General features: G+C 58.3%; 12 protein-coding genes. 5 read left to right on the top strand and 7 right to left on the bottom strand.

Annotated features, from left to right (window positions below; all coding sequences use genetic code 11):
- Window positions 1-367: 367 nt before the first annotated feature.
- From aceE to fabF, 5 genes are all read left to right on the top strand, one after another.
- Window positions 368-3,109, top strand: a complete 2,742-nt coding sequence (aceE, locus tag ACN085_RS01210) for a pyruvate dehydrogenase (acetyl-transferring), homodimeric type (RefSeq protein ID WP_419099530.1) — start codon at window positions 368-370, stop codon at window positions 3,107-3,109.
- A gap of 235 nt (window positions 3,110-3,344) precedes the next feature.
- Window positions 3,345-4,256, top strand: coding sequence for an ACP S-malonyltransferase (locus tag ACN085_RS01205; RefSeq protein ID WP_419110329.1), 912 nt, complete (start codon window positions 3,345-3,347; stop codon window positions 4,254-4,256).
- A gap of 20 nt (window positions 4,257-4,276) precedes the next feature.
- A complete protein-coding gene (locus ACN085_RS01200) occupies window positions 4,277-5,302 on the top strand; it encodes a beta-ketoacyl-ACP synthase III (protein ID WP_419110328.1) in 1,026 nt (341 codons plus the stop codon).
- A gap of 238 nt (window positions 5,303-5,540) precedes the next feature.
- Window positions 5,541-5,780: an acyl carrier protein gene (locus ACN085_RS01195; protein WP_419099527.1), complete on the top strand. Its 240-nt coding sequence runs from the start codon at window positions 5,541-5,543 to the stop codon at window positions 5,778-5,780.
- Between the two features lie 90 nt (window positions 5,781-5,870).
- Complete coding sequence (gene fabF, locus ACN085_RS01190) at window positions 5,871-7,142, top strand: beta-ketoacyl-ACP synthase II (protein WP_419110327.1); 1,272 nt, start codon at window positions 5,871-5,873, stop codon at window positions 7,140-7,142.
- 123 nt (window positions 7,143-7,265) lie between these two features.
- Here fabF and ACN085_RS01185 read toward each other — a convergent pair whose 3' ends face one another.
- The 7 genes from ACN085_RS01185 to ACN085_RS01155 form a co-directional block, all read right to left on the bottom strand.
- A complete protein-coding gene (locus ACN085_RS01185) occupies window positions 7,266-7,802 on the bottom strand; it encodes a DUF3145 family protein (RefSeq protein WP_419110326.1) in 537 nt (178 codons plus the stop codon).
- Between the two features lie 83 nt (window positions 7,803-7,885).
- Complete coding sequence (locus tag ACN085_RS01180; RefSeq protein WP_419099524.1) at window positions 7,886-8,899, bottom strand: tyrosine recombinase XerC; 1,014 nt, start codon at window positions 8,897-8,899, stop codon at window positions 7,886-7,888.
- A 42-nt stretch (window positions 8,900-8,941) separates the two neighbouring features.
- Window positions 8,942-10,201 (bottom strand): DNA-processing protein DprA, encoded by a 1,260-nt coding sequence (gene dprA / locus ACN085_RS01175; RefSeq protein ID WP_419104703.1) that lies wholly within the window; start codon window positions 10,199-10,201, stop codon window positions 8,942-8,944.
- Window positions 10,198-11,745 carry a YifB family Mg chelatase-like AAA ATPase gene (locus ACN085_RS01170; protein WP_419110325.1) on the bottom strand — a complete coding sequence of 516 codons (1,548 nt, stop codon included), beginning with the start codon at window positions 11,743-11,745 and terminating at the stop codon, window positions 10,198-10,200. Before ACN085_RS01170 ends, dprA begins: the two co-directional genes overlap by 4 nt.
- Before the next feature lie 2 nt (window positions 11,746-11,747).
- Entirely contained in the window at window positions 11,748-12,152 is a 405-nt protein-coding gene (locus ACN085_RS01165; protein WP_419099521.1) for a YraN family protein, read from the bottom strand.
- A 282-nt stretch (window positions 12,153-12,434) separates the two neighbouring features.
- On the bottom strand, window positions 12,435-12,773 hold the full coding sequence (locus ACN085_RS01160) for a DUF2469 family protein (RefSeq protein ID WP_419099520.1): 339 nt from the start codon (window positions 12,771-12,773) through the stop codon (window positions 12,435-12,437).
- Window positions 12,770-13,552 carry a ribonuclease HII gene (locus ACN085_RS01155; protein WP_419110324.1) on the bottom strand — a complete coding sequence of 261 codons (783 nt, stop codon included), beginning with the start codon at window positions 13,550-13,552 and terminating at the stop codon, window positions 12,770-12,772. Before ACN085_RS01155 ends, ACN085_RS01160 begins: the two co-directional genes overlap by 4 nt.
- Window positions 13,553-13,554 lie beyond the last annotated feature (2 nt).

Genomic DNA, 13,554 nt, shown 5'->3' with positions numbered 1-13,554 from the left:
TGCGTCCTCCAAAATCAAACCGTTAGGGTCCTTAGCTCCCAGGCCCGCATCGTGGAACGGCCCTCAAAGCTATACAACCCTGCTATCAGTACCTACTGAACACTTTTCAGCCCATCAAATCAACAGAACACGACCAAAAACTGCCGGTAAATTTTGCGCTGAACCCAAGCCACCTTAAGTGACGGCTATTTCACACCGGTAAACCAACGTCACCGTGACCTAAAAGGGGATAATTTGTGACAACATAGAAGAGAAGTTGTCTCTGCGACTAAAACTCTTGGCACATGAGACAAGACAAAAGGTTCACCATCGGCAGCACAGTTGCCCCGCGGTGACACAGACCCCTACAACAAAGAGAGGTTGGCTAGTGGGACCCTCAGATACGAACGATCACGTTCTCAGTGCACTGACCAATAGCTTCACTGACATCGACCCCGAAGAGACCAGCGAATGGCTCGAATCGTTTGATGACCTTGTAGAAGCGCACGGCACCGAGCGTGCGCAGTTCATTGTTCGCTCACTCATGCAGCGGGCAGGCCAGAAGTCAATCACCGTCCCCATGGTGACCACCACTGACTACGTCAACACCATTCCTGTAGACCAGGAGCCTGAATACCCCGGTGACGAGCAGATCGAACGTCGCTACCGTGCATTCCTCCGCTGGAACGCAGCCGTCATGGTTCAGCGTGCCCAAAAAGCTACCATCGGCGTGGGCGGGCATATCTCCTCGTATGCCGGTGTTGCAACCCTCTACGAGGTAGGCTTCAACCACTTCTTCCGCGGACGCAACCACCCCGGTGGCGGCGACCAGATCTTCTTCCAGGGCCACTCCTCACCCGGTAACTACGCTCGTGCCTTCCTCGAAGGCCGTATCACCGAAGAGCAACTCGATGGTTTCCGCCAGGAAAAGACCAAGCAGGGCACCCACCTACCCTCCTACCCGCACCCCCGGAACCTGCCCGACTTCTGGCAGTTCCCCACCGTATCCATGGGTCTTGGCCCCCTCAACGCAATCCACCAGGCACAGTTCAATAAGTACCTGAATAACCGCGGTATCAAGGACACCTCCCAGCAGCATGTCTGGGCTTTCTTGGGTGATGGCGAAATGGATGAGCCCGAGTCGCGTGGCGCTCTCCAGCTTGCCGCTAATGACAAGCTGGACAATCTGACTTTCGTCGTTAACTGCAACCTGCAGCGACTGGACGGCCCCGTTCGCGGTAACGGCAAGATCGTTCAGGAACTCGAAGCTTTCTTCCGCGGTGCCGGCTGGAACGTCATCAAGGTTCTCTGGGGCCGTGAGTGGGATGCCCTCCTCGAAAAGGACAAGTCCGGTGAGCTTGTTCGCATCATGAACGAAACCCTGGACGGTGACTACCAGACCTACAAGGCAGAGTCCGGTGGCTTCATTCGTGAGCACTTCTTCGGCCAGACCCCCGAGACCAAGGAACTGGTTGCGGATATGACCGACGACGAGATCTGGGCCATGAAGCGCGGAGCCCACGACTACCAGAAGGTCTACGCCGCCTTCAAGGCCGCCATGGAACACAAGGGCCAGCCAACTGTCATTCTGGCGCAGTCCGTTAAGGGCTACGGTCTGGGTGCTAGCTTCGAAGCTCGCAACGCTACCCACCAGATGAAGAAGCTATCCATGGAGGACCTCAAGCAGTTCCGTGATCATCTGCGTATCCCCATCTCTGACGAAGAGCTGGAGAAGGACCTCTACAACCCGCCTTACTACCACCCCGGTAAGGACTCCGAAGAGTACAAGTACCTCATGGCCCGCCGTGAGGAACTAGGTGGCTTCATCCCCGCTCGTAAGAATGTCCAGCCCGAGATTACCCTGCCCTCCGAGAAGGCCTACAAGGGTGCTTTCAAGGGCACCGGTAAGCAGATGGCTGCTACCACCATGACCTTTGTGCGCCTGCTCAAGGACCTCATGCGTGAGAAGGACTTCGGCCACCGCATCGTCCCCATCATCCCCGATGAGGCACGAACCTTCGGCATGGACTCCTACTTCCCCACCGCTAAGATTTACAACCCCAACGGCCAAAACTACCTGGCTGTTGACCGTGAACTGATGCTGGCCTACAAGGAATCACCCGAGGGCAAGATCATTCACGTAGGTATCAACGAAGCAGGTGGCACCGCCGCTTTCACCGCTGTCGGCACCTCCTACGACACCCACGGCGAACCCATGATTCCCGTCTACATCTTCTACTCGATGTTCGGCTTCCAGCGCACCGGCGATGCCTTCTGGGCAGCCGGTGACCAGCTCAGCCGCGGTTTCATTATGGGTGCAACCGCAGGCCGCACCACCCTGACCGGTGAAGGTCTGCAGCACGCTGACGGCCACTCGCCGATTCTGGCCGGTACCAACCCCGCCGTCATCCACTACGATCCCGCCTTCGGCTACGAAATTGGCCACATCGTCAAGCGCGGTATCGAGCACATGTACGGCACTGGGGACGAAGACCACAACGTCATGTACTACATCACCGTCTACAACGAGCCCATTCAGCACCCCGCTGAACCTGAGAACCTCGATGTTGACGGCCTGCTTGGCGGTATCTACCGTCTACATGAGGCAAAGAACGACGGGCCCCGTGCCCAGATTCTCGCTTCGGGTGTAGCCGTTCCCTGGGCAGAGAAGGCACAGCAGATTCTGGCCGATGACTGGGGCGTTTCCGCCGATGTCTGGTCAGTTACCTCCTGGACCAACCTGCGCCGCGACGGCCTAGAAGCTGAGCGTGAAATCCTTCAGGATCCCACCGCCAGCCCACGCACTCCCTTTGTTGCCAAGCAGCTTGAGGGTGCAACCGGCCCCATCGTGGCCGTGTCTGACTACCAGACCGACCTCATGGACGGTATCCGCCAGTTCGTTCCCAACGAATTCGCAACCCTGGGTACTGACGGCTTCGGCTTCTCCGACACCCGCGCAGGCGCACGTCGCTTCTTCAAGATTGACGCCGAGTCCATTGTCGTCCGTACCCTGCAGATGCTGGCAAAGCGAGGCGAAGTACCCGCCGATGCGCCCGCCAAGGCATTCGCCCAGTACGATCTGAACAACATCAACGCCGGTACCTCAGGTACCGCAGGTGGTGATGCCTAAGCAGTAGGGCAATAGCTCTGACTGCCTAGGCCCAGGCAAGCCCCCGAGGGAACTCGGGGGCTTGCCTTTTATCTGCATAGGGTGTAAGTGGCTGTGTGAACTTTATTGGCTTTTGAGAAGATGCAGGTCGAGATGGGGCCTGACCAGGCTTTGGGGAGTAGGATAGTTATTTGAAATTATGTACCGGTAATCTTCAAAGATCCGGTCTCCTTCAAGAACTGAGGCGGTAAATCGCGTGATTGCACTGGTGTGCCCCGGTCAGGGCTCTCAAAAACCCGGCTTCCTATCCCAGTGGCTAGAGCTGGAGGGAGTTCGCGACCACTTAGAGCAGCTCTCAGCGGCAGCAGACCTAGATCTGGTGCACTACGGTACCGAAGCTGACGAAGAAACTATCAAAGACACCGCCATTGCCCAGCCCCTTATCGTTGCCGCTGGCCTTGTGACCGGTAGGCTGGCTCTCACAGCGCTGAAGGGTCAGGACCTCATTCTGGCCGGGCACTCCGTGGGTGAGATTACGGCCTGCACCCTAGCCGGTGTACTCACCGACGAAGAAGCCATGCGCTTTATCAAGGTTCGAGCTACCGGTATGGCCGCCGCGTCAGCTGCTACTCCCACCGGCATGGCCGCTGTTCTAGGCGGCGCCGAAGCGGATGTCCGGGCAGCTATTGAAGCAGCTGGGCTGACAGCAGCAAACTCTAACGGCGGCGGCCAGATTGTTGCCGCTGGCTCCCTTGATAGCATTGCGACCTTTGCTCAGAACCCCCCGGCCAAGGCCCGGGTGATTCCCCTCAAGGTGGCCGGCGCTTTCCATACTTCTTACATGGCATCTGCCCAGGAACCCCTGGCTGATTTTGCCGAGATTCTCAGCCCCGCCCAGCCCCAGTTTGAGCTTCTTTCTAACTATGACGGTCAGGCTCTTGCAGGTGGCCAGGAGACCCTGGACTCTTTGGTCGCCCAGGTCACCCGCCCCGTCCGCTGGGACCTCTGCATGCAGACTCTCGGTAACCACCAGGTAAGCCGCATCGTTGAAGTCTCTCCCGCTGGCACCTTGATAGGCCTGGCTAAACGAGCCATGCGCGGAACCCCCAGCACTGCGGTAAACACCCCTGCCGACCTTGAAGAACTTACAGAAGCGCTCAGCGCATAGCCCACCCGAAAGGATCTCCCATGCCTACTCTCCAGCAGGTTGAGACCAACCGATACTCCCGTATTTTGGGGTACGGTGCCGCCCGCCCCGACCTCCTGGTCACCAACGACGATATAGCCGGGCCGATCAACTCATCCGATGAATGGATTGTTCAGCGCACCGGCATCAAGACCCGCCACCGTGCCTCAGAAAAGATTTCGGTTGCCGACCTAGCTATTGGTGCCGCTCAGGACGCGCTAGAAGCCTCAGGCCTTGCCGGGGAAGAGCTGGATGCTGTCATCATCTCCACCATCTCCCACCCCTACGCCACTCCTTCCTTGGCTACTATCGTGGCCGATGCTGTTGGGTCAAAAGCGCCGGCCTACGACATCTCAGCCGCCTGCGCAGGCTTCTGCTACGGTATTGCCCAGGCTGATGCGCTAGTACGCTCTGGCCTAGCGAATAAAGTACTGGTCATCGGTGTTGAGAAGCTCTCAGACTTCATCGATAACACCGAACGATCCATCTCCTTCCTGCTCGGTGATGGTGCTGGTGCCGCAGTGGTAGGAGTATCGGATACTCCCGGTATCGGCCCCACTATCTGGGGTAGCGACGGTGAGCGTTGGGGTGCAGTGGGCATGACCCACTCCATGCTCGATATCCGCAACCGCGACTTTATAGCCAACCCCGTGCAGGAGGGCGAAAAGATTTGGCCCACCCTGCGTCAGGACGGCCAGGCTGTCTTCCGCTGGGCCGTCTGGGAAATGGCCAAGGTTGCTCAAAAGGCACTGGAGGCCGCAGGTATTACCGCAGATGAGCTGGGTGCGCTCATCACCCACCAAGCCAACATGCGCATCATCGATCAGATGGTCAAGACCCTCAAACTACCTGAGACTGTTGAGGTTGCCCGCGATATTGAATGCGCCGGAAATACTTCCGCCGCGTCGGTTCCTCTTGCCGCCCACCAGCTTCTGCAAGAGAACCCCCAACTGTCCGGCACCTTTGCCCTACAAATCGGTTTCGGCGCGGGCCTAGCCTTCGCAGCCCAGGTCGTCGTCCTTCCCTAGCTCCTATCGGCAGGGTACCGCCAAAAACGGCGCTCAGGCTGCCGCAATATTTTGAAAAATGTTAGATTTATTTCAAAATTTTAGTGGCGTCACACCGTCTCTTTGCGCGGGCTAGAAGCTACACTCATTGTTGAGGCTTAAGCGGGACTCCCGTGGCCAGCCACCACCCTTGCCCTAAGGCTTGGTGCGTAAAGTCAAAAGCGGCCTATAGGGCCGTCATCTCTCAAAAGGAGCCATCATGGCAGATCAGAACGAAATCCTTGCAGGTCTTGCAGAGATCGTCAACGAAGAAACCGGCGTTGAGGTAGAGGACGTCCAGATGGATAAGTCCTTCACCGATGACCTGGATATCGACTCCATCTCAATGATGACCATCGTTGTCAACGCTGAAGAGAAGTTCAGCGTCACCATCCCCGACGAAGAGGTTAAGAACCTCAAGACCGTAGGCGATGCTGTCAACTTCATTGCCAACGCCTAAAAAGCGTCGTTAGGTTGGGCCCGGTTTTATGCCGCGCCCAACCTCCTTTTTATTATTTTCACCCTTAGTTCGTCTTCAAAGGATTCAAACATGACTCGTAAAGTTGTGGTGACCGGTCTCGGTGCTACTACCCCCATTGGTGGGGACGTCCCAACGACCTGGGAGAAGGCCCTTGCCGGTGTTTCTGGTATCAGCACCATTGAAGAAGACTGGGTTGAAAAGTACGAGCTCCCCGTTTCTATTGCTGGTCGAGTCGCAGTTTCCGCTGTTGATTCGGGCCGTCTGACCAAGGTCGAAGCCAAGCGCCTTGACCCCTCTGGCCAGCTCGCTCTGGTCGCGGCCCGTGAAGCCTGGCAGGATGCAGGCTTCAGTGGCCCCGACGCTGAAGCAGCTAAGGAGTGCGACCCGCTGCGGACCGCGGTTGCCTTCGGCACCGGTATCGGCGGCGTATGGACCCTCCTTGATGCCTGGGACACCCTGCGCGAAAAGGGGCCCCGCCGTATGCTCCCCATGACCGTGCCCATGCTGATGCCCAACTCTAACGCCGCCGCAGTTTCTATGAACCTCAAGGCTCGCGGCTCAGCACAGACCGTGGTATCTGCTTGTGCCTCATCGACCGAAGCACTTGAAATCGGCCTCATGCTGATTCGTTCGGGTAAGGCTGATGTTGTGATCGCTGGTGGTTCAGAAGCCGCTATCCACCCCATGACCATTGGCGCCTTTGCCAAGATGCAGGCCCTGTCTACTCGCAACGACGACCCCCAGGGCGCTTCACGCCCCTACGATACCGACCGTGACGGCTTTGTCATGGGTGAAGGCGGCGCCGCCCTGATCCTGGAATCTGAAGAGCACGCGCTGGCTCGCGGTGCCCGTATCTACGCTGAACTTGCCGGTACCGGTGTATCAGCCGATGCCTACCACATCACCGCGCCCGACCCCGCAGCTCTCGGTGCTAGCCGTGCTCTCCAGGAAGCGCTAACCGACGGCGGCATCAGCCCCGAACAGGTTGTTCACGTCAACGCACACGCGACCTCCACCCCCGTGGGCGATATTCCCGAGTCCCTGGCTCTACGCGAAGTCCTTGGCGATCACACCGATCAGGTCGCTGTCTCTGCCACCAAATCCATGACCGGGCACCTGCTCGGTGGTGCTGGCGCCCTTGAGGCAGTGCTGACCGTCCTTGCTCTTCATCACCGCAAAGCCCCCTGCACCATCAATCTGCAGAACAAGGATCCCCAGGTTGAGCTCGATATCGTTACCGAAGCACGTAACCTACCTGCAGGCGAGATCGTTGCTCTTTCCAACTCCTTCGGCTTTGGCGGCCACAACGCCGTAGCCGCTTTCCGCAGCGTTGAAAACTAACTAAACCCTAGGGTTCAATAACCAGGGGCGGTCTTCTCAACTAGGGGAAGACCGCCCCTGTGCATCTTCAAAACGCCCTTACCTGCATACTGACATCTGTGTGTGAGAAAAGTCAGATGGTTTTTAGCCTTCGCTCCTAATATGAGCGATATTGATGGTCTTCTTGCTATAACGAAGTGGCTCAAGCTCCTCGTCCCAGGCTTGGCCCAGTGCGAGCGCAAACTGGTCGTAGAGGGCCTTGTAGTCACCGGCGGCTTGCTCAAAGGCGTAGCGGATTCTGTCTTCAGTCACGGTAAAGTTGCCCTGCGCGTCAACGGGCTGTGTACAGAGGCCCAGTGAGGGCGTATGCATGATGCGTAAGGCGCTACTGGTGGCGGTGGGCCGTTCGGTGATCTCAAAGTGGGTATCTGAAAATTGGCGGAGGGCTGAAGCCAGCTGGGCGGCCGTGCCTGCTGGGCCGGTCCAGGTAAGTTCGGTGCGCTGGTAACCGGGGCGGGCAGGTTGGGCTTCCCAGCTCAGCTTGAGGGAGGCTTTGAGGGTGTTTTCGATGCTCCACCGGATATGGCTGGTCAGGGCGGCGGGGACGGCATGTAACAGCACGAACCCGCCGGTGAGGGCGGGGCGTTCAAAAAATCCTTGAGTCTCTGTTGCTGAAAACATGCTTTTTCTATCCTATATCGTGGCTGATGGCTATCAGAAAGCGAGGGTGCAAAGGTGCAGGCAAGAATGGTGGGGTTCTCTTGTTAGGCTCTGGGGTGGGCACGCGAATAGACCTGCGCTAACCGGTCTACGGACACGTGGGTATAGACCTGGGTGGTTGCCAGGGAGCTGTGTCCAAGGAACTCTTGGACTGCTCTGATGTCTGCGCCCCCGTCGACCATGTGGGTAGCGGCGGTATGGCGGAAGATGTGGGCACCACTGGCATCAGTATTATCGAGGGTTTCTAGCAAGCGGGTTAGGTCGGCTCTGATTTGCCGGGCATTTGCTCGTTTGCCCTTGGGGCCTATGAAGAGCGCGTACTGAGGCTCTGGTTGAGTGTGGGGGTACTCCGTGCTAGCTTGCGGTAGCCACTGGGGCCTACCCTGGGCAACCCAGAGGGAGAGAGCTTTCATAGCCTGAGGACCGAACGGCACTACCCGTTCTTTGTTGCCTTTGCCGATGACCCTCAGGGTTCTGCCCTGCCGGTCGATGCTGGTTAGATCGAGACCGGTGAGCTCTGAGATGCGGATACCTGTTGCGTAGAGGACTTCCACGGCCGCGTTCAGGCGCAGGAGCCGGGGGTTGAGCGGGTCTAGCCCCAGCGCACGGTGCAGGGTCTGGGTCAGGCTTTCCATATGGTGAGCTGAGAGCACCGTGGGAAGGTAGCTGGTTTTCTTGGGGGTGGAGAGCTTAAGCGCCGGGTTGGTTGCTATCAGTTCTTCCTCTTCTGCCCAGAGAAAGAAACTGCGAATACTTGAGGTTCTGCGTGCCATCGACGATCTGGCCGCCTGCTTCTGGTGGTGGGTTGCCAGCCAGCCACGGAGCAATTCCAGGGTGATATGTGAGAGGTGAGTTGTTCCGTGCCTCCTGGCATAATCAAAAAAATCCCGGAGATCTGCCAGGTAGGCCCTCATGGTTTCGGGTGACCGGTGCAATTCATAGGTCAGGTAGCGCTCATAGGCTTCAAGGGCCCTGACGTATTCTCGATCTTCGTCGATAGCGGCTGCACCGATTTTGAGGGTGGTGGGCAGCTGATGACTCTCGTAGCTTGGGCCCATCTACTCCCCCTCTTTTCTTACCTGGATATGACGACCATAGGTTCACCCCATTTTAGCCCCTAAGTGCTTGTGCCCTTGCTCAAACTTTTTGCGCCAGCCATTTCCCTGACTCTGAGCTAGCCCTAACCGTTCCATCTGGGTCAGCGCTAGCATGACAGACCGGGCTGGGATTCCGCTTTCAGCACCGATAGCGTCCACAGGGCGGTAGCTACTGACCGGGAGCACGTCCCAGACCCTGCCTTGAATCTCCGTTAGGCTGTCTATTAGCGCCTTCCGGGCATCGACAGATTCGCTCAACAGACTGGCCTGTTCAGGGGCTTCTAAATTCAACCTACCTCTTTCGAGGTGTGTGGCATCGGTGATGAGCTGGGCTAGCCCATCGCGGATCAGCCGGTGGCAGCCCTCAGAGCTCGGGGAAAAGATAGGCCCGGGTACCGCGTAGACCGGCCTGCCCAGCTCTAGAGCGTGGTGGGCGGTGTTGAGGGCTCCGCTGCGCCAGCGGGCTTCTACGACCACGGTGCAGTAGGCAAGGGCCGCAATGAGCCGGTTCCTTTGCAAAAAACGGTAACGCGTGGGGTTCTGGCCCAGAGGGACTTCCCCCAGAATCAGTCCACGGTCGATGATGTTTTCGAGCAGACTGGCGTTTTGACGCGGGTAGAGCCGGTCCAGCCCACCTGCCATGAGGGCAACCGTAGGAAGTTCCGACGCGCCGGTGCTCAAGGCGACCCGGTGAGCTAGAGCGTCAACCCCAAATGCGCCCCCGGATACGATGGTCTTACCCGCTGCGGCTGAGTCACCGGTTAGGTGTGAGGTTGCAGAGTTACCGTAGGAGCTGACATCCCTGGAGCCTACGATGGCCTGGCTGGTAGCAAGGTTGAGATGCTTGAGCAAGGCTCTATCGCCTCTGCCCCACAGCCCAAAGGGCATACGTTCGGCAAGGTCATTGAGGGCCACCGGCCAGTCAGGGTCTTCGGGCACACAGAGCCAGGCCCCGCAGGCCTTTGCCCAGGTCATATCCTGCTCTACCCTAATCCCACCCCGTCGGGCCTGCCAGCGTTCCATACGGGCTTGCACAAGACCACGGAGCGAGGCAAAGAGCTGGGGGTCCTCCCGGCCAGCTTGCGCCAGCTCTTCCTGCAGGTAGCTGGCCGTCAGCTCCCTGCGCCCGGTCAAGAAATCGGCTGTCAGGAGCGGCCCGCAGAGGGCGATCAGGGCGGTAGTTGCTGTATCTTCGGGGTCGCTGATCCGCATGATTTCCGCTCTTGCGCGGCGGATATTTTCGAGGTCCTGGTGCTCAGTCATGATGCGCTGCCTTCCATACCAAGATTGCGAAAATACAGGGCCAGGTCCAGATGGTCCTGGGTGGGGCTAGTGCTCCCGTCAAGATCGGCCAGGGTCCAGGCGGTTCGGAGTACCCGATCATAACCGCGAGCGGTGAGCGTCCCCCGGTCAATGGACCGGGATAGCTCCGCGGTGAGAGCCGCAGAGAGCTTAAGCGGCCCGCGCAGAATCTTTCCGTTCGTCTCAGCATTGGTGCTCAACCCGTAGGGAGCAAGCCGCTCAGCCTGAGCCGCCCGTGCCTCTTTCACTCTCTCCCGAACCCTTGCAGAACTCTCATAAGTGCCGCTGGCTGCCAGATCAGCGGCCGTCACCTTAGGGACGGTAATACGCACGTCAAGACGATCGAGTAAGGGGCCAGAGAGCCTACCGAAGTATGCCCTCCGTTCCCTGCTGGTACAGGTGCAGTCCAGTCCCCGCCCCACGTTGTTACCGCAGGGGCAGGGGTTAGCCGCCATTACCAGCTGAAAACGTGCCGGGTAGCGAGCAGAAGCTGCAGCGCGGTCGATGACAATCTCCCCGCTCTCCAGCGGCTGGCGGAGCGAGTCAAGAACTGTCCGCTTGAACTCAGGTGCCTCGTCCAGGAAGAGGACCCCGCGGTGGGCCTTAGAGACACAGCCGGGACGGGGAATGCCAGCACCACCACCCAGAATTGCGGGAGCGCTGGCGCTGTGGTGGGGCGCTTCGAAGGGAGGAAGGGTCATCAACGAACTCCGAGCCGCCCCACCCGAGCACAGCGAATGAATTGCCGTTACCTCCATAGCATCTTGGGGACCCAGCGGCGGCAGAATACCGGTCAGCCGCTCAGCAAGCATGGTTTTACCTGAGCCAGGAGGCCCATTCAGGAGCAGATGGTGCCCACCCGCCGCAGCAATTTCTAGTGCCAGCCGGCCTTCGGCTTGACCAGCAACATCTGCCAGGTCAGGAGGTAAAGCCTTGGTTTCTTGTTCATTCTCTCGCACGGGTCTGGTCAGCTGAGGCCGTTTGAGACTTTCAGGCTTCTTAGCACCCAGTTCCACAAAGATATCGGCCAGGCAGCTGTAGCCGTAAACCTCAGCCCCCGCAACCAGCGCCGCCTCCTGCTGGTTACCGGCAGGAACCACAACCTTGGGGTACCCCGCATCGACAGCGGCCTTAACCGCAGGCAAAATACCGGGTATCTCCCGCAGGCTCCCGTCCAGACCTACCTCCCCCAGGTAGACAGTCTGCCCAGACGGCTTCAGCTCCCCTACAGCTTGCAGGGCAGCTACCAGCATGGCAACGTCAAAGGCAGATCCCCGCTTAGGCAGGGTCGCCGGAGTGAGATTGACGGTGAGCTTCTGCGGCGGCAGGGCAAGCCCGGAATTCTTAGCCGCAGAACGTACCCTGTCCTTAGCCTCATTCAAAGAATTATCGGGGAGACCCAGCAGTACAAAGCCAGGAAGCGCAGCGGACACATCAGCCTCTACCTCAACCAGGTGGCCTGTTACCCCGACCAGTGCTATTGAGAACGTCCGAGCAAAAGCCACAGCTACAGCACCGCCTTAACATGCTCAAAAGTGAAGTCCTCGGCTGTGCCGCACACCGCAACAGCATCAATACGCAGGGAACGGTAATCACCGGTATGCTCCGAACACCAGGCATAAGCAAGCTGACGGAGCCGGTTGCCTTTCTCACGGGTAATGGCTTCTAGCGGGTGGCCGTATCCGCTCCCTGACCGCGTTTTAACCTCAATAAAAACCAGATCCATGTCGGGATCAACCATGACCAAATCGATCTCCCCCACCGGTGAGCTCCCTAGGTTGCCAGACGGTGGCCGCCAATTCCGTTCCACCAGGCTATAGCCATTAAGTTCCAATACAAGCAGCGCAAGGTCTTCACCCCAGCGCCCTACCCTAGTGTGGTTGGCGATACTGGACTGGGTTCTCAAGCTCATAGCCAGGCCTTTCTCATGTGAGGGTCAGGTACCCTCAGCATGGCCTAGCAGACCCCCACTACCTCGCCCCAAGTAGCGCTGTGTATGACTCAAACCGCCCTAGATGCACAAATACAGAGGTAAGCCAGCTACCAAAAGGTGAAAGAATGACGGCCTATTTCCTCGCAGACCTCTCGGGTGCTCACACCCGAGAGTCAATCACCCCACCAGCAGTAGGTAGCGCGGGTAGGGCAAAGCCCCGGTGGGAACTCACTCACCGGGGCCATGAGAACAAGACAGGCACTACCCTAAATCGGGGTCCAAATCAGTCAAATGAGGTACAACCAGTTCCTCCGCAGCCGCCCGCTCCTCAACGTTGATATCACGCACAGAGTAGACCCTCACATTCTTCACAAACCGGGAAGAACGGAAGACATCCCAGACCCACACGTCCTGAAGCTCCACCTCAAAATAGATAGCTCCGTCTGCGGTTCGCGGTCTTACCTGTACCTGGTTAGCCAGGTAAAAACGACGGTCGGTTTCCACTATGTAGGTAAAGAGCTCAGCGACATTCTTGTACTCTTCGTAGAGGGCAAGCTGGGCACCTGATTCGTAGCTCTCTAAATCTTCGTTACTGCTCATCGATCCTCCTTCTCTCGTTCAAGCAATGCGGCTTTCACCTGATCTGCTGTTGCTGGGAGCGACCAGCTCAGGCGGTGGACCGGTGTAGGGCCGGCCTCCTTAATCCTGGCCCGGTGAGTGGTAGAACCATAGCCCTTATTCTTGGCCCATCCAAAGCCCGGATAAGTACGGTCAAGCTCTACCATGAGCCCGTCGCGTTGGACCTTGGCTACCACTGAGGCGGCAGCAATGGAGGCACACCGGAGGTCTCCCTTAACTTCCATCTGGACCGGCCCGAACCAACCGTTCTGGGTACCCGGAACAGCTTTCCAAGCTTCTGCAACAAGGTCAGTGTAGAGTGCCTGGACTGGGTCAAGCTCAGCAAAAAGGTCATTCTGCGGGTCTGCCAACCAGTTATGTTTGCCATCCAACAAGATAGCATCGGGGTAAGCCCCAGCGGCAGCTACCTGGGCAAGCGCTCGCTGACCTGCTAAGCGCAAGGCTGTGGTAATGCCCAGGGCGTCAATCTCCGCCGGTGATGCATGACCGACAGCGGTTACAGCCCACTGCTGAATCTCGGGGAGCATAGCCAAGCGTTTTTTCTCGCTCAGCGCCTTGGAATCAACCAGTCCCTCAACCTTCAGCTGGGCACCGGCCTTAATGACAGCTACCCCCACCGTCACCGGCCCAGCCAGCGGTCCACGGCCTACCTCATCCATACCGGCTAGCAGGGTAAGGCCCCGCGCAAACAGCGAGGACTCTACCGAAAGGTCAGCAACTGGCCTTGTTTTACCTACCAACT

The organism is Rothia sp. P4278 (assembly GCF_048512945.1).
Classification (GTDB): domain Bacteria; phylum Actinomycetota; class Actinomycetes; order Actinomycetales; family Micrococcaceae; genus Rothia.
Note: the sequence above shows the minus strand (reverse complement) of the source record. Positions and strands in the feature narration are given on the sequence as shown.

Coding starts and splice junctions, on each gene's coding strand:
- ACN085_RS01160 (WP_419099520.1), bottom strand. CDS start 12,773: ATGAGCAGTAACGAAGATTTAGAGAGCTACGAATCAGGTGCCCAGCTT.
- ACN085_RS01165 (WP_419099521.1), bottom strand. CDS start 12,152: ATGAGCTTGAGAACCCAGTCCAGTATCGCCAACCACACTAGGGTAGGG.
- ACN085_RS01185 (WP_419110326.1), bottom strand. CDS start 7,802: ATGTTTTCAGCAACAGAGACTCAAGGATTTTTTGAACGCCCCGCCCTC.
- dprA (WP_419104703.1), bottom strand. CDS start 10,201: ATGACTGAGCACCAGGACCTCGAAAATATCCGCCGCGCAAGAGCGGAA.
- ACN085_RS01200 (WP_419110328.1), top strand. CDS start 4,277: ATGCCTACTCTCCAGCAGGTTGAGACCAACCGATACTCCCGTATTTTG.
- ACN085_RS01195 (WP_419099527.1), top strand. CDS start 5,541: ATGGCAGATCAGAACGAAATCCTTGCAGGTCTTGCAGAGATCGTCAAC.
- fabF (WP_419110327.1), top strand. CDS start 5,871: ATGACTCGTAAAGTTGTGGTGACCGGTCTCGGTGCTACTACCCCCATT.
- ACN085_RS01180 (WP_419099524.1), bottom strand. CDS start 8,899: ATGGGCCCAAGCTACGAGAGTCATCAGCTGCCCACCACCCTCAAAATC.